Origin of the sequence: Sinosporangium album (assembly GCF_900100605.1) — a bacterium.
GTDB classification, from domain to species: domain Bacteria; phylum Actinomycetota; class Actinomycetes; order Streptosporangiales; family Streptosporangiaceae; genus Sinosporangium; species Sinosporangium album.
Window position 1 is genome coordinate 43,106 of record NZ_FNCN01000035.1, and the last position, 19,701, is coordinate 62,806.

The 19,701-nt window shown below is 71.9% G+C and carries 16 protein-coding genes and 1 pseudogene; 5 read left to right on the forward strand and 12 right to left on the reverse strand.

Annotated features, from left to right (window positions below; translation table 11 throughout):
- Positions 1–201 precede the first annotated feature (201 nt).
- Positions 202–411, reverse strand: a complete 210-nt coding sequence (locus BLQ73_RS25780; RefSeq protein WP_093174285.1) for a ubiquitin-like protein Pup — start codon at positions 409–411, stop codon at positions 202–204.
- 466 nt (positions 412–877) lie between these two features.
- On the opposite strand from BLQ73_RS25780, the gene BLQ73_RS25785 reads away from it, so the two are divergent.
- Together BLQ73_RS25785 and BLQ73_RS35135 are read left to right on the forward strand one after the other, a co-directional pair.
- Complete coding sequence (locus BLQ73_RS25785; protein ID WP_245691413.1) at positions 878–1,741, forward strand: serine/threonine-protein kinase; 864 nt, start codon at positions 878–880, stop codon at positions 1,739–1,741.
- Positions 1,742–1,759: 18 nt separating this feature from the next.
- Positions 1,760–1,945 (forward strand): annotated as a pseudogene (locus BLQ73_RS35135) (VOC family protein); the annotation flags it as partial.
- Positions 1,946–2,092: 147 nt separating this feature from the next.
- On the opposite strand, the gene BLQ73_RS25795 reads toward BLQ73_RS35135, so the two are convergent.
- From BLQ73_RS25795 to BLQ73_RS25830, 9 genes are all read right to left on the reverse strand, one after another.
- Positions 2,093–3,580 (reverse strand): cobyrinic acid a,c-diamide synthase CobB, encoded by a 1,488-nt coding sequence (locus BLQ73_RS25795; RefSeq protein ID WP_093174289.1) that lies wholly within the window; start codon positions 3,578–3,580, stop codon positions 2,093–2,095.
- Positions 3,574–4,173 (reverse strand): cob(I)yrinic acid a,c-diamide adenosyltransferase, encoded by a 600-nt coding sequence (gene cobO, locus BLQ73_RS25800; protein ID WP_093174291.1) that lies wholly within the window; start codon positions 4,171–4,173, stop codon positions 3,574–3,576. The genes BLQ73_RS25795 and cobO overlap by 7 nt, the downstream gene beginning before the upstream one ends.
- A gap of 1 nt (position 4,174) precedes the next feature.
- Entirely contained in the window at positions 4,175–6,250 is a 2,076-nt protein-coding gene (locus BLQ73_RS25805) for a putative cobaltochelatase (protein WP_093174293.1), read from the reverse strand.
- Positions 6,251–6,383: 133 nt separating this feature from the next.
- Positions 6,384–6,554 carry a hypothetical protein gene (locus BLQ73_RS32800; RefSeq protein WP_176955681.1) on the reverse strand — a complete coding sequence of 57 codons (171 nt, stop codon included), beginning with the start codon at positions 6,552–6,554 and terminating at the stop codon, positions 6,384–6,386.
- Positions 6,555–6,567: 13 nt separating this feature from the next.
- The gene (locus BLQ73_RS25810; RefSeq protein WP_093174295.1) at positions 6,568–6,810 is read right to left on the reverse strand and encodes a CbtA family protein; all 243 of its coding nucleotides are present in this window, start codon (positions 6,808–6,810) and stop codon (positions 6,568–6,570) included.
- Positions 6,811–7,121: 311 nt separating this feature from the next.
- Positions 7,122–8,636 (reverse strand): depupylase/deamidase Dop, encoded by a 1,515-nt coding sequence (dop, locus tag BLQ73_RS25815; RefSeq protein ID WP_275936321.1) that lies wholly within the window; start codon positions 8,634–8,636, stop codon positions 7,122–7,124.
- An 85-nt stretch (positions 8,637–8,721) separates the two neighbouring features.
- Complete coding sequence (locus tag BLQ73_RS25820) at positions 8,722–9,873, reverse strand: acyltransferase family protein (RefSeq protein WP_245691414.1); 1,152 nt, start codon at positions 9,871–9,873, stop codon at positions 8,722–8,724.
- Between the two features lie 167 nt (positions 9,874–10,040).
- A complete protein-coding gene (gene arc / locus BLQ73_RS25825) occupies positions 10,041–11,804 on the reverse strand; it encodes a proteasome ATPase (RefSeq protein WP_093174299.1) in 1,764 nt (587 codons plus the stop codon).
- Positions 11,805–12,029: 225 nt separating this feature from the next.
- Positions 12,030–12,881: a tRNA (adenine-N1)-methyltransferase gene (locus tag BLQ73_RS25830; protein WP_093174301.1), complete on the reverse strand. Its 852-nt coding sequence runs from the start codon at positions 12,879–12,881 to the stop codon at positions 12,030–12,032.
- A gap of 98 nt (positions 12,882–12,979) precedes the next feature.
- Here BLQ73_RS25830 and BLQ73_RS25835 point away from each other — a divergent pair, with 98 nt between their 5' ends.
- On the forward strand, positions 12,980–14,077 hold the full coding sequence (locus BLQ73_RS25835) for a GNAT family N-acetyltransferase (RefSeq protein ID WP_093174303.1): 1,098 nt from the start codon (positions 12,980–12,982) through the stop codon (positions 14,075–14,077).
- 57 nt (positions 14,078–14,134) lie between these two features.
- Here BLQ73_RS25835 and BLQ73_RS25840 read toward each other — a convergent pair whose 3' ends face one another.
- Together BLQ73_RS25840 and BLQ73_RS25845 are read right to left on the reverse strand one after the other, a co-directional pair.
- Positions 14,135–15,673 (reverse strand): FHA domain-containing protein, encoded by a 1,539-nt coding sequence (locus BLQ73_RS25840; RefSeq protein WP_093174305.1) that lies wholly within the window; start codon positions 15,671–15,673, stop codon positions 14,135–14,137.
- 387 nt (positions 15,674–16,060) lie between these two features.
- Positions 16,061–17,155 (reverse strand): site-2 protease family protein, encoded by a 1,095-nt coding sequence (locus BLQ73_RS25845; RefSeq protein ID WP_143020441.1) that lies wholly within the window; start codon positions 17,153–17,155, stop codon positions 16,061–16,063.
- 179 nt (positions 17,156–17,334) lie between these two features.
- On the opposite strand from BLQ73_RS25845, the gene BLQ73_RS25850 reads away from it, so the two are divergent.
- Positions 17,335–18,201, forward strand: a complete 867-nt coding sequence (locus tag BLQ73_RS25850; protein WP_093174322.1) for a RecB family exonuclease — start codon at positions 17,335–17,337, stop codon at positions 18,199–18,201.
- A gap of 194 nt (positions 18,202–18,395) precedes the next feature.
- On the forward strand, positions 18,396–19,610 hold the full coding sequence (locus BLQ73_RS25855; protein ID WP_093174309.1) for a sensor histidine kinase: 1,215 nt from the start codon (positions 18,396–18,398) through the stop codon (positions 19,608–19,610).
- The last annotated feature ends 91 nt before the right edge of the window (positions 19,611–19,701 follow it).

A 19,701-nucleotide genomic window follows, 5' to 3' on the forward strand; every position in this document is an offset into this window, starting at 1 on the left:
TTGCCGTGCTGCTTGCACTTCCCTCGATCAGCTACGCGTGAACCCGCCCCGGCCGACGGTCTTCACCGGTGGCCGGGGCGGACGGGACGGAACCGGCCGCGGCGCCCGTGGTACGGCGCACGCCTCAGAGCGCGGAGGGCCGGTCCGGCGGCCTCGGCCGGACCGGCCCTCCGATCAACCGGCTCCTCGGGGGCGGCCGGTCTACTGGCCACCCTTCTGCACATATGAACGAACGAACTCCTCGGCGTTCTCTTCGAGGACCTCGTCGATTTCGTCAAGAATGGAGTCGACGTCTTCGGAGAGTTTCTCGTGGCGCTCCTGAACCTCAGGGGACGCCTGGGTCTCGGTCTCCTCTACCTCGTTCTCGCGCCGGCCTGTCTGCTTCTGGCCGCCCGTGTCCTTGGTCGCCATGTGCACTACCTCCGTATGGGGGACGGTCCCTCTGCCAACTTATCTTCCCCGAACCCGCCCGGATTGCGCCTTGTTCCTCGCTCCGGGATTGACGGAACGGCAATTCGCCCTGGATTGGATGACTGAACCATCCAATCCAGGATCGTCCCCCTCGGCCGAGGGCCCGCGACCGGCCCGGTGCTCCGGGCATCGGACTCCCATGACGACTCCAGGACACACCACCACGAAGCGAAGGAGAGCTGCGGTAACCCCTGGGAAGATTTAACCCGATACGGGAACACTCGCCACTGATCTTGAGGCAGGATGTAAGGGACGTCCTCGCCGCCGGGCCGGCGGAGAGGTAAAACGCCTGTGGAGGCGATGCAGGTCCCAGCGGCACGCGCCGCGTCGGGCGATCGCCGGTTTGACAGGAATCCCAGCCGGTGACGGAATGGGCCCCGGATTCGTTGTGGGTGGAGGCCAGAGCGTGGACAGCGCACCGCTCGTGGGAGAGCGCTACCAGGTGAAGTCGCAACTCAACCGGGGCGGCGAGCAGGTCTGGCGGGCCTACGACCTCCGGCTGCGGCGCGACGTGGCGATCAAGGAGATCCGCACCTCGTCCGCCGCGGGCGGCGCCGGGCCGCGCGAGGCCCGCAGACAGGCGCTGCGGGAGGCCCGTTCGGCCGGGCGGCTCAGCCATCCGGCGATCATCACGGTGCACGACCTGGTCGAGGAGGGCGGGCGCCTGTGGATCGTGACCGAGCTCATCGAGGGGCTCTCCCTGCGCGACACCGTCCTCCACGTGGGGCCCCTGCCGCCGCGCTGGACCGCCTGGATCGGCTTCCAACTCCTCGGCGCCCTGCGCCACGCCCACGGTCTGGGAGTGTTCCACCAGGCCGTCAGCCCGACCACCATCCTGCTCACCGGCAACCGCGTCGTCCTGTCGGACTTCGGCCTGGCCGGCCTCGGCCGCGACGGCCTCTCCCCGGCCGCAGCCGTACGCCCCGCCCCGGCCTACATCGCCCCTGAGAGCTTCGCCGCCGAGACCCCGACCGCCGCGGCCGACCTGTGGTCCTTCGGTGCCTCGCTCTATTTCGCGGTCGAGGGCCACCCCCCGTTCACCGGCGCCGACGTCATCACAGTCCTCAGCGGCATCAAGTCCGGCCCGAGGCCCCCCGAGAAGGCCGGCCCCCTGTGGCCCGTCCTGGAGGCGCTCCTCCAGAGCGACCCCGGCCGCCGCCTCACCACCGACCGCGCCGTCACCCTGCTCGGCGAACTGCTGCGGGAGGCGGGCGTCTCGGTCGAGCCGTACCGGCTCCCCGCGGTCCCGCCCAGCGCCTTTACATCGTAGATTCACCTGCCGGCCGGGCTGCGGAAGCGGCTTAGCGAGAAGCCGCCTCCTTCAGGAGGCGGAGGAGTCACGAGCCACGTCCTCTTCTCCGCGGCCGACATCACACGCGCCTACGACGAGCTCACCGCCCGAGGCGTCGCCTTCGTCCACCCCCCGACCGAGGAGCCCTGGGGCCGGCCCGCGGTGTTCACCGACCATGAGGGCAACCGGTTCCACCTCAACCCCGGCCAAGGCCTGTCCACGCGGACGATCACCCGATGGGCCAATCTGGCGTGCTCCTGCCTGATGCGGCATCTGCCGTACGGCATATGCCACCGGAATCCGCCCGAACAGCCGACCCGGCGCCTGCCGTCAGGCGGTCAGGAGGCGGTGGGCGAGGTGCGGGGTGGCCGCCCAGTGCAGATGGAGGTAGGAGGCGACGACGCGGCCCGGGGCGAATCCGTCGGCACCGTCGCGCCAGCGGAATACCGGCGGGTCGGCCGAACCGGGGCTGACCGCGGTGCGGTGGAACTCGTGGCCCCGGTAGCGTTCGCCGACGCGGGTGAGGGCCGTGTCCCGCACGGCTACGGCGTCGCGGTAGCCGAGGGTGAGCCGCGGGGTCATGGTGGCGACGGCGTCGACCAGCCCGCACATGGGCAGCCCGTCGAGTTCGCGGGTGAGGTAGAGGAGACCGGCGCACTCGGCGGCGATCGTCCCGTCGAAGTCGGCCACGCTTTTCCTCAGCGGCTCATTGGCCGACAGTTCGGCCGCGTAGACCTCGGGGAAGCCGCCGCCGACGACCAGGGCCCGCGTGCCGTCGGGCAGCGCCTCGTCGCGCAGCGGGTCGAACACCGCGACGTCCGCTCCGGCCGCGGCGAGAAGCTCGCTCTGCTCCGCGTAGCCGAAGGTGAAGGCCGCCCCGCCCGCCACTGCGACCACCGGCCGACCCGGTCCCGACCTCGGCCGCGTGTCCTCGGCGCGGGCCCCTCCCCCCGCTCCAGCACCCGAACCGGCCGCGACTGCCCCTGCTTCGCGGCCTCTGCCTTCCCCGGAGGCCGTTCCCCCGGCGGCCGGAATCCCGGCAGTCGGAATCCCGGCGGCCGGCACGTAGCCCCCGGCGGAGGCGAGGGCGTCGGCGGGGTTCCAGGGGCGGGCGGCGAGGCCGGGGGCGCTGTGCGCGAGCCGTACGAGGGCGGGGATGTCGCAGCCGGCGGCCACGAGCTCACCGAGGGCCTCGACGGTGCGCCGGGCCTCGGCACGGCGCTCGGCGGCCGGGACGAGGCCGAGGTGGCGGGAGGGCGTCGCGACGCCGGGCGTCTTGCGCAGCGCGCCGAGCACCGGCACGCCGATCTCGTCCAGGGCGTCACGGCAGATGCGCTCGTGCCGCTCTGAGCCGAGCCCGTTGAGGATGACGCCGCCGAGCCGTACCCGGGTGTCGAACCCGGCGAACCCGGCGACGAGCGCGGCCACGGACCTGGCCTGCCCCGCGGCGTCGACCACCAGCACGACGGGGGCGTCGAGCAGCCGGGCGACGTGCGCGGTCGAGGCGTGGTCGCCCATGCCGACCACGCCGTCGTAGAGCCCCATGACCCCTTCGATCACGGCGATGTCGGCACCCGCCGCGCCGTGGAGGAACAGCGGCGCGACGAGGTCCTCGCTCTGGAGCCACGGGTCCAGGTTGCGTCCCGGGCGGCCGGTGGCGAGGGCGTGGTAGCCGGGGTCGATGTAGTCGGGGCCGACCTTGTGCGGGGAGACGGTGTGGCCGCGGTCAGCGAGCGCGGCCATGAGCCCGGTGGCGACCGTGGTCTTGCCGGTGCCCGAGGCCGGGGCGGCGACGACCAACCGGGGAACGGCTACCATTCGATGCCCCGCTGCCCCTTTTGCCCGGCGTCCATGGGGTGCTTGACCTTGGCCATCTCGGTGACGAGGTCGGCGGCGGCCACCAGGTCCGGATGGGCGTCGCGGCCGGTGATCACGACGTGCTGGGAGCCGGGCCGCGCCGCGAGGGCGGCCAGCACGTCCTCGACGTCGATCCATCCCCATTTGATGGGGTAGGTGAACTCGTCCAGGACGTACAGCCGGTAGGTCTCGGCGGCGAGATCCCGCTTGATCTGCTCCCACCCCTCACGGGCGTCGGCCGCGTGGTCCTCCTGGTCGCCCCGCTGGATCCACGACCAGCCCTCGCCCATCTTGTGCCAGGTCACCGTGCCACCCTCGCCGGACCGGCCGAGCACCTGGAGCGCCCGCTCCTCCCCGACACGCCACTTGGCGGACTTCACGAACTGGAACACCCCGACCGGCCACCCCTGGTTCCACGCGCGCAGCGCGGTGCCGAAGGCGGCGGTCGACTTGCCCTTGCCCGGACCGGTGTGCACAATGACCAGCGGCCGCGTGCGCCGCTGCCTGGTCGTCAGCCCGTCCTCGGGCACGACCGACGGTTTGCCCTGCGGCATGTCAGGCCGCCCTCCTCACATCACGCACCATGCCCGCCAGCCCGCCCGCGGCGAGATCGGACAACCGTACGGCATCGGCCCCGAGCCTGACCGCGAGCCCCTCGGCCAGGCCGAGGCGCACCGGTCCGCTCTCGCAGTCCACCACCACCGACGCGGTGCCCGACAGCAGCCCGGCGGCCCGGTGGACGTCGTCGAGCGTCCCCGACGTGGCCCTGCCGTCGGTCACGATGATCAGCAGCGGCCTGCGGGCGGGGTCGCGCATCCGCTCGACACGCAGGGTGTCGGCCGCCTTGACCAGCGCGGCGGCCAGCGGCGTGCGCCCGCCGGTCGGCAGCTCGCGCAGCCGGGCGGCGCCCGCCTCGACCGACGAGGTCGGCGGGAGGGCCAGGACGGCCCCGGCCCCCCTGAACGTGATCAGCCCCACCTTGTCCCGGCGCTGGTAGGCGTCGAGCAGCAGGCTCATCACCGCGCCCTTCACCTCTCCCATCCGCCGCCGCGCCGCCATCGAGCCGCTGGCGTCCACGACGAACAGCACGAGGTTGCTCTCGGTGCCCTCACGTACGGCTTCGCGCAGATCTCCGGGATGCACGAGCAGCCCGGCCCCCGCCCGGCCCCGCGCCCGCTGGTGGGGCGCGGCTGCCCTCAGCGTGGCGAGCAGGTGCGGCGACTGGAGCCTGCCGCGCGGTGTGCGGGCCGCCGTCACCCTGCCCTTGCCGGTGCGGGCGCGCGACCGCCTGCCCTCCGCGCCCTCGCCGACGCCGGGCACCCGCAGTGCCCGCACCCGGTACGGCTCCGCCACCGCGGCGACCGACTCGGGCCCGTCGCCGCCAGAGGAGTCGCCGGAGGAGTCTCCGGCCGTCTCCGCCGCGGGACCGCTCCGCGGGGCCTGCCGGGCGGCCCCGGGATCGGTGTCCGCCTGGTTCCGGGGCGGCGCGGGATCGCCCGCGGAGGCGTCCTCGCGGTCGGGCCCCGCCGTCTCCGAGGCTCCGCCCGCGTCGCCCTCCGGCGGCGCGTCCCCCGGGCCGTCGCCGCCCCCGCCTCCCGGAGGCGTGTCGTCGGGGTCGTCCTCCTCGGCCTGGTCGAGAAGGTCGTCGAGGAGGGACTCGTCGAGCCCCGGGGCGTCGAACGGGTTGCGCCGGCGCCGGTGCGGCAGGGCCAGGCGGGCCGCCTGCCGTACGTCCTCCGCGGTCACCGCGTCGCCGCCGCGCCAGGCGGCGTGGGCGATGGCGGCGCTGGCGGTGACGAGGTCGGCCCGCAGGCCGTCCACCTCGAAACCGGCGCACACCGTGGCGATCTGGCGCAGGGCCGCGTCCGGGAGCGCAACGCCGGCCACGCGGGCGCGGGCCGCCGCGATGCGCGCGGCCAGGTCGGCCTCGGCGTCGCGCCAGCGGGCCGCGAACCCCTCGGGGTCGGCCTCGAAGGCGAGGCGGCGCCGTACCACCTCCGCGCGGGGGCCCGGGTCGCGTGAGGCGCGCACCTCGACGGTCAGGCCGAACCGGTCGAGAAGCTGCGGACGCAGCTCGCCCTCCTCCGGGTTCATGGTGCCGACCAGCAGGAACCTGGCGGCGTGCCGTACCGAGACGCCCTCACGCTCGACGTAGCAGGTGCCGAGGGCCGCGGCGTCCAGCAGGAGGTCGACGAGGTGGTCGTGGAGCAGGTTGACCTCGTCCACGTAGAGCACGCCCCGGTGGGCTGCGGCCAGCAGGCCCGGCTCGAACGCCTTGACGCCTTCGGTGAGGGCCCGCTCCAGGTCCAGCGACCCGGCGAGCCGGTCCTCCGAGGCGCCGACGGGGAGCTCCACCAGGGCCGCCGGCCGCGTCTGCGCCCTTGCCTCCGCCTCGTGGGGCCCGTCCGGGCATCCGCGGTCGGGAGCGGACGGGTCACAGGAGAAACGGCATCCGTGGACGACCTGTACGGCGGGCAGCAGAGCGGCCAGGGCCCGCACGATCGTGGACTTGGCCGTGCCCTTCTCGCCTCGGACGAGTACGCCGCCGACGCGGGGGGAGACCGCGTTGAGGATGAGCGCCAGCTTGAGGTCGTCCATCCCCACGACCGCGGTGAACGGATAGGTGCTCATCCCGCCCTCCCGCCGTGTGAAGGCCGCGTTCGCGGCGGCGTGGGCGCGGTGTGCCGGTCGGGCATGGGGAGAAGCCTTTCGTGAGGGGGCCTTGACGTGGGGGAACCGCACGCGGGGGCGTGCCGTGGGGAGGTCACAGCCGTACGTTCCGCCTCCCTTCCCTGCGGCTGAGGGCCGCGCGGGACGGCGGGACGGGGTCGAGGCGCCGGAACGCGGCGGGGGGCGCCTCCAGCACGCGGACGGCGGCACGGGCCACGGCAGCGCGGACCACGGCGGGGTGGCGGACGAGGGTCGGCCGGTTCACCGTCCGCGCCCGGTCAGGCCGGGGCCGGGATGGGGGTGCGGCGGTCGGCGCGCAGGGCGGCCGAACCGTACAGGCCGCCGATGGCGAGCCACAGGACGGCCTGCGTGTCGAGGGAGGCGAGGCGGAGGTCCCACAGCAGCGTGGCGGGGAACCCTGCGGGCACCTCGTCGACGGTGGGCAGGAGCAGCCGGGCGGCGGCGACGGGCACGAGGAAGGCCGCGCCCGCGGCCGTCCAGCGCGCGGAGAGCTGGCTCACGGCGACCTCCTTGGGATGACGCGTCCCACTTGTCGGTGCGTGACGGCCGAGTGACCTGGCTCCCCGGGTTCGACGACCCGGTCAACAGTGGCGCGACCGCACCGGACTTTCACCGGATTTCCCTCACGCCGTCACAAAAACACCCGGAACGTACCTCGGGTTATCACGCAGCGTCAAGCCGGTCCCACACAGCGGACACCGCCGTGGACACCCGGGGAGGCCGCCGGCGGCCTCGGGCCCTCGCATCGGCGAGGGCCCGAGGAGCGGTCGGCGGTCGGTCGGCGGTGGTCTGGCGGTGTTCCGGTCGGTGGTCAGCGGTCGCCGGTGAGGGCGGCCACCAGGTCAGCCGCGGTGCGGCAGCGGTCGAACAGCTCGCCCACGTGCGCCTTGGTGCCGCGCAGCGGCTCCAAGGTGGGGACGCGCTGGAGCGACTCCCGGCCGGGGATGTCGAAGATCACCGAATCCCAGGACGCCGCGGCCACGGACTCGCTGTACTGGCGCAGGCAGCGCCCCCGGAAGTAGGCGCGCGTGTCGTTCGGCGGGTTCTCCACCGCGCGCTCGATCTCCTGGTCGGTGACCAGGCGCTGCATGCGGCCCCGCGCCACAAGGCGGTTGTAGAGGCCGCGTTCGGGGCGGATGTCGGAGTATTGCAGGTCGACCAGCTGCAGACGCGGGTGCGACCACGGCAGCTTGTCCCTGGTGCGGTATCCCTCCAGCAGCTCCAGCTTGGCCACCCAGTCGAGCTCGCGGGAGAGCAGGAACGGGTCCTCGGCGAGCCGGGTGAGCACCGACTCCCAGCGGTCGAGCACCTCCTTGGTGACCTCTTCGGCGGCCGTCCCGCGCTCTTCGACGTATTTGCGGGCCTGCTCCAGGTATTCCATCTGGAGCTGCACCGCGGTCATGCGCCGCCCGTCGCGGAGCTGGATCTCGTATTTGCAGGTCGGGTCGTGGGAGACCGCCCGCAGGGCGCCGACGGGGTTCTCCACAGCGAGGTCGCGGGTGAGGAAGCCGTCCTCGATCATGGCGAGCACGAGCGAGGTGGAGCCCAGCTTGAGGTAGGTCGACAGCTCGGACATGTTGGCGTCGCCGATGATCACATGCAGGCGGCGGTACTTCTCCGGGTCGGCGTGCGGCTCGTCCCGCGTGTTGATGATCGGCCGCTTGAGCGTGGTCTCCAGGCCCACCTCGACCTCGAAGAAGTCGGCCCGCTGGCTGATCTGGAAGCCCTCGCTTCGCGAGTCCTGGCCGATGCCGACGCGGCCGGCCCCGCAGACGACCTGCCGGGAGACGAAGAAGGGCGTCAGGTGCCGCACGATGTCGGCGAACGGCGTGGCCCGGCGCATCAGGTAGTTCTCGTGGCAGCCGTACGAGGCGCCCTTGTTGTCGGTGTTGTTCTTGTAGAGCTGGATCGGGGCGTTGCCCGGCATCGCCGACGCGCGGACGGCGGCGTCATGCATGACCCGCTCGCCCGCCTTGTCCCAGATCACCGCCGCCCGGGGGTTGGTGAGCTCGGGCGTGGAGTACTCGGGGTGGGCGTGGTCGACGTAGAGCCGCGCGCCGTTGGTCAGGATGACGTTGGCGAGCCCGAGGTCCTCGTCGGTCAGCTGGCTTGGATCGGCGACCTCACGGGCAAGATCGAAACCTCGGGCATCGCGCAGTGGGTTCTCCTCCTCGAAGTCCCACCGAGCACGGCGCGCTCTCGCCGCTGAGGCGGCGAGGTAGGCGTTGACGACCTGGGATGAGGTCACCATCGCGTTCGCGCCTGGCTGACCGGGCACGGAAATGCCGTACTCGGTCTCGATGCCCATCACTCGACGCACCGTCATGCGCATCCTCTGTTCGTCCGGAGCCGTGTGTCCGCCGTATACATTCCCGAGCCTAGACCCTTCTTCATCCCCAACGAGCGAAGAGTTACGGCACAGATGCCTTTTCGCTGGATTTGTCCCCCTTGTCGGGAAGGGCACTCGGTGTGAGCCTTCCCGACCGCCGGAATTTCGCAGAAGCCCTCAGTCTAGGCCGCATCAACCGCTGCAACGGCTGCTCGGCCAGCCTGTAGATCAGATAGGAGACCGCGACCGCGGTCACCGAGACCATGATCGAAGCCGCCCACGGCGACATTCCCTCGCGCAGTGACGGCACCATCAGCACCGCCACCGGGGTGTGAAAAAGATAGAGCGGATAGGTGATCCCGCCCAGCGGGCCGAAACCCCGCCACCGCAACTTTCTCAGAGCACCCACTGCCATCAGCGCCATCAATACGAAAATCACCGTCACGGCCGCCACAACCGACCATTCCTGCACCGGCATCGCCTCCGGCCCCACCAGCTGGGTACGGCCCGCCACTCGCGTCGTCGCGGCGAGTACGGCAAGAGCCCAGCACACCACGACGAACCCCCACAGGAGCACCGACGACCCGAACCTGTGGATCAGGTACAGCGCCATCCCCGCGATGAAGTACGGCGCGTACTTGGGCATGAACAGCAGGTCCATCAGCTCGCCGCCGATCCAGCCGGCGAGCACCGAGGCCGCCAGCCACACGCCCATGAAGGCCATGCACCGCTTGAGCGTCACGCCGATGAGCATCAGCACCGCGATCAGGACATAGAACCTGAGCTCCGCCCAGAGTGACCAGTAGACCCCGTTGGCGTCCGCCACGCCGGCACCGCGCTGCACCATGGTGAGGTTCAGCAGGTACTCCCCCGGCGTCAGCTTGGGGTCCAGAGCCGTGGCCGACGTCCACCCGTAGAGCGCGGCGACGGCCAGCACGCTGAGCCAGTAAGCCGGGTAGAGCCGCACGACCCGGGACATAGCGAACCGGCCGATCCCGCGGTCCCACACGCTCATCAGGATGACGAAGCCGCTGATGACGAAGAAGAGCTCGACCCCGAGGATGCCGAGCCCGGCCAGGGGGGCGATCTCCGGGAAGAGCGAGGCCGGGCGCTCGCCCCAGACCGACTTGAAGGCCACGAAGTAGTGGAAGGCCATCACCGCGAGCGCGGCAAGGAACCGGAGCAGGTCCAGCTCAGCGAGACGGCCATCCGACGCGGCGACCGAGCGGTTCACCCGCGAACCGCACCGAAACGTTCTTGCACGCACCCTTGGACGGCCGTCCCAGTGATCAGGTTCCGCCCCAGAAGCCCCAATTCTCCCAATGGTCACTCACGCGCTCGCCCCGGATACGGCGGCGGCCCCGCACCGGGGACGGTGCGGGGCCGCGGACGTGTGAGCTCTTACAGGTATTGGCCGGTGTTGGCGACCGTGTCGATCGAACGGCCGGCCTCGGTGCCCTGCTTCCCGGAGACCAGGGTGCGGATGTAGACGATCCGCTCACCCTTCTTCCCGGAGATGCGGGCCCAGTCGTCGGGGTTGGTGGTGTTGGGCAGGTCCTCGTTCTCGCTGAACTCGTCGACGCAGGCGGCCAGGAGGTGCGACACCCGCAGGCCCTTGACCCCGGTGTCCAGGAACTCCTTGATTGCCATCTTCTTGCCCCGGTCGACGATGTTCTGGATCATCGCGCCGGAGTTGAAGTCCTTGAAGTAGAGGACTTCCTTGTCGCCGTTGGCGTAGGTCACCTCAAGGAAGCGGTTCTCCTCGCTCTCGGTGTACATCCTCTCGACCACGCGCTGGATCATGGCCAGTACGGTGGCCTCGCGGGACGAGCCGTGCTCACCGAGGTCCTCGGCGTGGAGCGGGAGCTGCGTGGTGATGTACTTCGAGAAGATGTCCTTGGCCGCCTCGGCGTCCGGCCGCTCGATCTTGATCTTGACGTCCAGCCGGCCGGGCCGCAGGATCGCCGGGTCGATCATGTCCTCGCGGTTGGAGGCGCCGATGACGATGACGTTCTCCAGGCCCTCGACACCGTCGATCTCGGACAGGAGCTGGGGGACGATCGTGTTCTCGACGTCGGAGGAGACGCCGGAGCCGCGGGTGCGGAAGATCGAGTCCATCTCGTCGAAGAACACGATCACCGGGGTGCCCTCGGACGCCTTCTCCCTGGCCCGCTGGAAGACGAGCCGGATGTGGCGCTCGGTCTCACCCACATACTTGTTGAGGAGCTCGGGACCCTTGATGTTAAGGAAGAAGCTCTTGCCGGACTGGCCGGTCTTCTCCGCGACCTGCTTGGCCAGGGAGTTGGCGACGGCCTTGGCGATGAGCGTCTTGCCGCAGCCGGGCGGGCCGTACAGCAGCACGCCCTTCGGCGGGCGGAGCTGGTGCTCGCGGAACAGGTCGGCGTGCAGGTAGGGCAGCTCGATGGCATCCCTGATCAGCTCGATCTGGCGCGAGAGGCCGCCGATCTCCTCGTAGGAGATGTCGGGCACCTCCTCCAGCACCAGTTCCTCGACCTCGGACTTCGGAATGCGCTCGTAGACGTAGCCCGAGCGGGGTTCGAGCAGCAGCGAGTCGCCGGCCCGGATGGGCTGGTCGGCGAGGGATTCGGCGAGCCGTACGACGCGCTCCTCATCGGCGTGGGAGATCACCAGTGCCCTGGCGCCGTCCTCGAGCAGCTCCTTGAGCATGACGATCTCGCCCACGGACTCGTAGCCGAGGGCCTCGACCACGTTGAGGGCCTCGTTGAGCATGACCTCCTGACCGCGCCGGAGCGTGGTCACATCGACGGCGGGGCTGGCGTTGACCCGCAGCTTGCGGCCGCCGGTGAACACCTCCACGGTGCCGTCCTCGCGGGCCTCCAGGAACACCCCGAAACCGGACGGCGGCTGCGCCAGCCGGTCGACTTCCTCCTTGAGTGCGACTATCTGGTCTCTTGCCTCCTTGAGGGTTGCCACGAGGCGCTCGTTCTGGCCGGTCACGACCGCCAGCTTCTCCTGCGCGTCGTGGAGGCGCTCCTCCAGGACCCTGGCCTGACGAGGGGACTCCGCCAGCTTGCGGCGCAGAGCGGCGATCTCCTCCTGCAGGAAGGAGACCTGTGTTGTGAGGTCGGCGACCTCCCGTTCGCGCTGCGCGGCCCGAGCTTCAGCGTCGTCGCGAGCTGCCACGCCGTCACCTCCTTCCCAGTCGAGGGCGACTACTCAAGACCCTACCTATCTCTGAGCTTTCCGTAACCTAGCCGGATTGTGTTCGCAGGGCTACGCGAAGCAACCAGTGATCAGTCGTTAAGAGCCGGTCTAGTAATGGGAGCATGTAAACACGGCGATGTGTTCCCGCCTTAACCCCTACTCACCCCTGTTCTCGGCGATCTGGTCACGCCTGTGGCCGAATCGTCATGTAGCCGCCTCGTTGCCCTTGGCGGGACGCCTGCGCCTCGGCGGTGGGACGACGCCCTCCGCCATGCGACGGGCGGTGACGAGGAAGCCGGTGTGGCCGATCATCCTGTGGTCGGGACGGACGGCCAGCCCCTCGACATGCCAGTCGCGGATGAGGGTCTCCCACGAATGCGGCTCGGTGAAACTTCCGTGTTCGCGCAGAGTCTCCACAGTTCGCGACAACTGCGTGGTCGTGGCGACATAACAGCAAATCACGCCACCGGGGGTGAGGGCCTTGGCCGCCGCGTCGACGCACTCCCACGGGGCGAGCATGTCGAGGATCACACGGTCGACGTCGTTCTCGTCGAGAGCCTCCACGAAGTCACCCACCACCAGGCGCCACTGCTCCATCGGCCCGCCGAAGAACTTCTGCACGTTCTTCGTGGCGACCTCGGCGAAGTCGTCACGGCGCTCGTAGGATGTCACGTGCCCGCTCTCCCCCACCGCGCGCAGCAGGAAGCAGGTCAGCGCCCCGGAGCCCACCCCGGCCTCGACCACGCGCGCGCCGGGGAACACGTCGGCCATGGCCACGATCATCGCCGCGTCCTTCGGGTAGACCACGGCCGCGCCGCGCGGCATCGACACCGCGTAGTCCTGCAACAGGTGGCGGAAGGCCAGGTAGGCCGTCCCTCCCGAGGAGCGCACCACCGATCCCTCGGGCAGGCCGATCAGGTCGTCATGCGGGATCGACCCCTTGTGCGTGTGGAAGACACCGCCCTCCTTCAGCGTCACCGTGTGCCGCTTGTTCTTCGGGTCGGTGAGTTGAACCTGATCTCCGGGCTGGAAGGGCCCGTGCCTGCGAAAACCCATGGGCGAAAGGGTATAGCCGATCGCGGCCGACCCGATCCCGCCGGAATGAGCCGTTTATCGGCTGGCGAGGGGCTCGGCCGGACTGGTAGCCATGGGGGATGTTCGCCCGCGACGAAGTCATCCCCGCCGGTCCCGTGGTGCTGCGCGCCGCGGCCGAGGCGGACGCCGAGGCGATGGTCCGGGCCTGCCGAGACCCGGAGATCGTCCGTTTCATCCCCCTTATCCCGCTGGACTACACCCGGGGCGACGCACTGGCCTATCTGAAGCACGTGGAGGAGGCCCGCGAACGTGGAGGTTCGGAGTTCGCCATGGCCGACGCGGCGACGGGGGCGTGGCTCGGCAACATCGGGCTGAAGCCGCCCGTCCGCGGGTCCATGGAGGTGGGCTACCTGGTGGCGCCCCGGGCCCGCGGGCGCGGGGTGGCGACCGCGGCGCTGCGCGCCCTCGCCGCGCGGGCCTTCGCCGCCGGGGTCCCCCGCCTGGAACTGCTGGCCGCCGTCGAGAACGCGGCGAGCCAGCGGGTGGCGATGGCGGCGGGGTTCCGGCGCGAAGGGGTGCTGCGGGCGGGCGAGGCGGACCGGGAGGGACCGCGCCGCGACCTGGTGGTGTTCGGCAGGCTCGCCGAGGACGACGGCGAGCGGCTCATGCCGTACCTCCCGCCCCTGCCCGGCGGCGAGCTGACCGACGGGGTCGTACGGCTGACGCCGCTGACCGCGGCCGACGCGGCGGACTACCTCGCGATGACGAGCGACCCGTCGGTGGCGCGCCACTCCGCGGCGGGCGTCCCGCCCTCGCTCGCGGAGAGCGAGCGGCGCTGCCGCTACACGACGGCCTGGTGGCTGGCGGGCGAGCGGGCCGAGCTCGCGATCCGCGACGCCGCGAGCGGCGGGTTCGCCGGGCACATCCAGCTCACCCGCGTCACTCCCGAACTCGGTGAGGCGATGGTCGGTTACAGCCTGGTCGCGGCCTTCCGGGGCAGGGGTCTCGCTACCCGGGCCGTGAACCTGCTGCTCGACTGGGCCTTCACCCGCACGGCACTGTCACGCGTGGTCGCCGGCACGGTTCCCGGCAACGCCGCCTCCCAGAAGGTGCTGGAGCGAGCCGGTTTCACCCGGGAGGCGGTCATGCGGGGCATGCTGCCCGGGCCCGACGGCACGCGCCTGGACAACGTGCAGTGGGCGCGGCTGCGGGCCTGATCGGCCCGCAGGGGCCGGGAGAGGGCCCGCCCTTCCCCGGGACGGGGCGACCGCGGGTCACCAGTCGCGGTGGCCGTCGTAGCGCATGGTCCTCGACACGCCGATCCGCACGACCGTGCCGGGCAGGATGGTGACGGGCTCGTTCGGCGGGATGTCGTAGAAGTTCGGATCGCCCGGGGGCTGGATCTGCGTGCCGTTCACCGACCCGAGATCCACCAGGTTGACATCCCAGTTCTCCAGCGACACCCGCAGGTGGCGGCGCGAGACCGAGCCGTCGGGGCTGGTCACCTTGACCGGCCTGGCGTTGCCGCCGGTCACCTCCGGCGCGCGCTCGGGGTCGCGCCCGAGCAGGTGGTCGGAGTCCAGCTTCAGGGTCGTGCCGTCGTCGAGGACCAGCAGGCCGAGCGGCGGGCGCGGCCCCTGGTAGGGCACCAGGGTGCTCTGCACGAGCGCGACCCCGCACACGGCGCAGTAGGGGGCGTGCGGGGTGTTGAAGTGATCGTTCTGGCAGTCCACGCCGTAGACCAGCGGGCCGGGGCCCGAGCCGGTCTCGCGGATCTCGGGCTCGGCCGGTGCGGCGGAGGCGTCGTCATGTCCGTCGGCGCGGCCGTCCAGGTGGCCGTCCAGGTGGCCGTCGGCGAAGCCTGCCCCGCCGCCCCAGGCCGGGTCCTCGCCACCGCCCACCACCGGTTGGGGCCCCGAGGGGGGAGACAGAGGGCCGGAGGGGGACGACAGAGGGCCGGAGGGGGACGACAGAGGCGAGAAATCCGGTGAGAAGTCCGGTGAGAAGTCCGGCGGGCCGGACGGCAGGCTCGGGGGTAGCGGCGCGAGCGGCTCGGCGGGCGGGGGGTACGGCGCGGCGAGCGCGTCCGGCCCCGGCGCGGGCGGGTGCGCGTCGGACGTGCCGAACGGGGAGGGCGCGGGGTGGTGCTGGGTGGACTCCTGGAGGATCGCCTCGCGGCGGGCGGCGGACAGATCGTGGGGGCCCGAGGGGTAGGGGTCGGAGTAGGGGTCGTGGCGCGTGCCCTCGCCGCTCAAGGGGCCCGAGGGGGTCAGGGGGTAGGGCGCGACCGGGACGTCGCCGACTGCGGCGGCGGGCGCGACCGAGGGCCCCTCAGGGGCGGCGCCGGCCGTGTCGCAGGCCACACCGCCGCCGACCACGACGCCGGCGTCGAGCCGGGTGTGGGGGTGGGCGAAACCGGCCCCGGGCAGGACCAGCTCGATCCGGGTCACGGGGCCGGGCACCAGCCGGTCGGTCCAGGTGAGCGCGTCGCGCCCTTCCAGGCGCACCTCACCGGCCGGGCCCGCGACGAGCGCGGAGGCGGCCCCGCTGACCAGCACGGCGACGCCGCCCACCGCCGGACCGGCGACCGCGCACGCGACGGGCTCGCCCATCATGGCGCGCGCCAGCACTTGCGCGACACGCCGCGCGAGGGCGCGGCCGTCGTCTCCCGCCGCGGCCGTCTCGCGTACGGCCGCGATCAGGTCGGCCGCGTTCTCACGGCCCGCGTCGCACACCAGCAGCAGCCCGCCCACGTGGGCGACCAGCCCCTCGCCGGGAAGCGGGCGCACCTCCCCGAAGCCCTGGTCGGTCACAGAACTCTCCCTCCCCGCAAACGCCGTCTCATGGGCGACCCCCATCGGACTTCCGATCACCCGCCGCACAGATCCATACCATGCCTGAGCCGGTCAGGCATGTGCAGGACAGTGCCGATCTCATCCGGCAATGCCGATCTCATCGGACCAAGCACACCGGACCGTAGCAAATGAATCACAGATGAACTTCATGCATGAGTGTGACGAACCCACGCAATGTCGGTCGACGCAATGTCGATGTCGGCCGGCATGCCGCGCGGCGGGGCGAGTCAAGGCGTGGCTCCTCATGATGTGCGGCCGAGCCTAGTGCCGGTCGCCGTCGGAAATCGAGCGGGGGGCGGGGTGCACGGGCCACCAGGGTGCCCGCCGCTGGCGCCCGCGGGCCGCTCAGACCCCGCTGAACACCTTGTTCACGTCGGATGTGGCGAGCACCCCGTAGATCTCGCCGCCCCGCTCTACGAGCAGGTATTCCCCCGCCGGGGCGTCGCGCATGGCGTCGATCAGCGACTCGCCCGACAGATCGGCGGCGAGCACCAGCGACGGCTCCAGGCTGCGGGCGAGCGACCCCGCCGTGACCCACGGGCGGCGCTGCTCCGGCGTCGACTCGACGGCCACCTCGTTGACGATGGCGACCGGCCGCCCCCCGTGATCCACCACGACCACGGCCCCCGCCTGCGCCTCGGCCGCCCTGCGCAGCGCCTCCGCGAGCGGCGTCTCGGCGGTGACGGCGACCGCCCGCCGCGCCAGCGCCCGCGCGTTCACGCGCGGGATGCGCGCCCGCACCCGCGCCACACGCAGCGCCTGCGTCGCCCCGAACCAGATGAACGAGGCCAGCAGCACCGACCAGATCACGTATTCCCACCCGAGGCTCTGGTTGCTCGCCAAGGCCAGCGCGAACGGCACCGCCACCATGGCGATGGCCAGCCCGCGGCCGACCCAGGCCGCCGCGATCGTGCCCGAGCCGGGGTTCGACGTCATCTTCCAGACCCCGGCGCGCAGCATGCGCCCGCCGTCCAGGGGAAGGCCGGGCAGCAGGTTGAACACGCCGACGATCAGGTTGGCGACCCAGAGCTGCCAGGTCAGCAGCGACAGCACCCCGCCCTCCGGCACCACCGTCACCTCCAGCCCGAAGCCGATCGCGGCCAGGCCGAGCGACAGCAGCGGCCCGGCGAAGGCCACCATGAACTCCCGGCCCGGCGTCTCGGGCTCGCGCTCGATCTCCGAGACACCGCCGAGCAGGTAAAGGGTGATGCGCCGCACGGGCAGGCCGTACATCTTGGCGACCACGCAGTGGGCCAGCTCGTGCAGCAGCACCGACACGTAGAGCAGGACCGCGAACGCGAACGCGACCGCGTAGCTCTCGGGGACGCCGAGATGCGGCGGGCGGATCTGGAAGGTCGGCGCGAAGGTGATCGTGATGAAGGCCGCCACGATGAACCACGTGGGCGAGACGTAGACCGGGATTCCGAACGGCCGGCCCATCCGCAACCCGGGACTGTCCTGCTGGGGGCTTTCGGCGCTCACTGGTCTCTCCACCGCTCCTGGGTAATCGTGGTCTCGCACCCGATGCTACGCGCACCGGGCCCGGAATCGTCCGATCCGGAGACCGGAAGCGGCCCGCCGGAGCGCGAACTGTCGCTCCTGTGACCTACAGTGCGGGCATGACCACGACCGAGCCAGAGATCATCGGGGCCCTCTCCCCGTCCAGGGCGGGCGACTTCATGACGTGCCCGCTCCTCTATCGGTTCCGGGTCGTCGACCGGCTCCCCGAGCGCCCCTCCCCCGCCGCGGTGCGGGGCACCGTGGTCCACTCCGTTCTCGAACACCTTTACGATCTGCCCGCCGGCGAGCGCACCGTCGCCGCCGCCCTCGGCATGCTGGAGCCCCAGTGGCTCCGCCTCCTTGAGGAGGAGCCGGAATACGGGCGGATGTTCTCCGCCGACGAGGAGCTCGCCGCGTGGCTGGCGCAGGCCCGGTCGATGGTGGAGCGCTACTTCACCCTGGAGGACCCCACGCGGCTCGAACCGGCCGAGCGCGAGCTCTACGTGGAGGCGGTGCTCGGGTCGGGTCTCATGCTCCGGGGCTACATCGACCGCGTGGACGTCGCCCCGTCGGGCGACGTGCGGGTGGTCGACTACAAGACCGGCAGCGCGCCCGGCCCCGAGTTCGAGGCCAAGGCGCTGTTCCAGATGAAGTTCTACGCGCTCGTCCTGTGGCGGCTGCGCGGGCGGATCCCCCGGCTCCTGCAGCTCATCTACCTCGGCAACGGCGAGGTGCTGCGCTATGCGCCCGACGAGGCCGACCTGCTCGCCACCGAGCGCAAGGTGCAGGCCCTCTGGCAGGCCATCGAGCGCGCCCTCCGCACCGGCGAGTGGCGGGCCCGCCCGAGCCGGCTGTGCGGGTGGTGCGACCACCAGGCCCTGTGCCCCGAGTTCGGCGGCACTCCCCCGCCCGTGCCCGAGCGCCGGCCCGGCGACACCGTGCGCAGCACCCGCGCCAAGGGCAGGGCCGCCTCAGACGAGCTCTGACACTGCCGGGCCGGACACGGCGGGCCTGTCACGGCGGGCTCTGACACGGGGCTCTGGCAGGCCGAGCTCTGACGTGGCGGGCTCTGGCACCGGCGTGCCGCTGAGGGACTCCGGAGAGCTCCGCGGGGCTCCGGCGGACGCCTCCTCCCCAGGTAGGAGGCCGCGCCCTTTCCCCCGGGCCTACAGTAAAGGCCGTGCCCACCACCCCCACAGGCGTGTCTCCCCTCAGGCCGGGCGGCCCGCTGGTCGCCGACGGCCTTCTCGCCGCGCTGGTGGCCGCCGCCTCGATCACGCTCACCGCGCTGTGGGCCCATCTGCCCCCGCTGCGTGAAAGCCTGTGGGCGGGCGGGGAGCCGCGGCCGGTCACGGTGTGGTCGCTCGCGCTGATCGCGCTCGCCTGCCTTCCGGTGGCGCTGCGCAGGCAGGCGCCGCTCACGGCGGTGCTGATCTGCGAGCCGCCCAACCTCCTGCTGGCCGCGAGCGGTCACGTGAACATCGGCACCTCGGTCGCGTCCCTGATCATGCTCTACTCCGCCGCCGCCTACCGGGGTCTCACGCTGAGTCTCGCGGCGCTGACGGTCGCGGTCGCCGGTTACGCCGCGGGCGTCCTGCTCGTCCCCACCCGCTCGACCTGGGCCGACCACGCGGTCGCGCTCCTGGTGATCGCCGCCGTGTGGGGCGGCGGCCGCAGCGTCCGCCTGCGCCGCGCCTACACCGCCGAGCTGCGCGACCGCGCCGACCGACTTGAGCGGGCGCGCGAGGCCGACACCCGCGCCGCCCGCGCGGAGGAACGGTCCAGGATCGCCCGCGAACTCCATGACGTCGTCGCCCACCACGTGAGCGTGATGACCGTCCAGGCCGCCGCCGCCCAGCGCATCCTCGCCCGCAACCCCGAGGGGGCCAGGGAGGCGCTGTCGGCCATCGAGGAGACGGGCCGTACGGCGATGGCCGAGATGCGCAGCCTCGTCGGCGTGCTGCGCACCGACACCCGGGAGACCCCCGAGCGCGCCCCCCAGCCCGGCCTGAGCGACCTGCCCGCCCTTGTCGAGCAGATGCGCGAGGCGGGCCTGCGCGCCCAGCTCTGGATCGAGGGCGAGTCCGCCCCCGTGCCCCCCGGCATCGACCTCGCCGCCTACCGCCTGGTCCAGGAGGGACTCACCAACAGCCTCCGGCACGCCGGGTCCTCGGCCCGGGCCTGGGTCACCGTACGGCACGAGCCCGGCGAGCTGTCGGTGACCGTCGAGGACGACGGCGCGGGGCCCGCCGACGACGGGGCGCCGCGCACCGGCCACGGTCTCGTGGGGATTCGCGAACGCGTGGCTCTCTATGGTGGAATTCTGAGGATCGGTCCGCGCACCGGGGGCGGATTCGAGGTAAAAGCCCGCTTCCCCCTCAAGGACGGCTGTTGACATCCTCCCCTCCCTGAAGGGAGGGGATTCCAACCGTCACCGGTCGGCCTTCCTGCTTCACCGCCAGCCGCCCGCCAGGAGGAATCCCCCT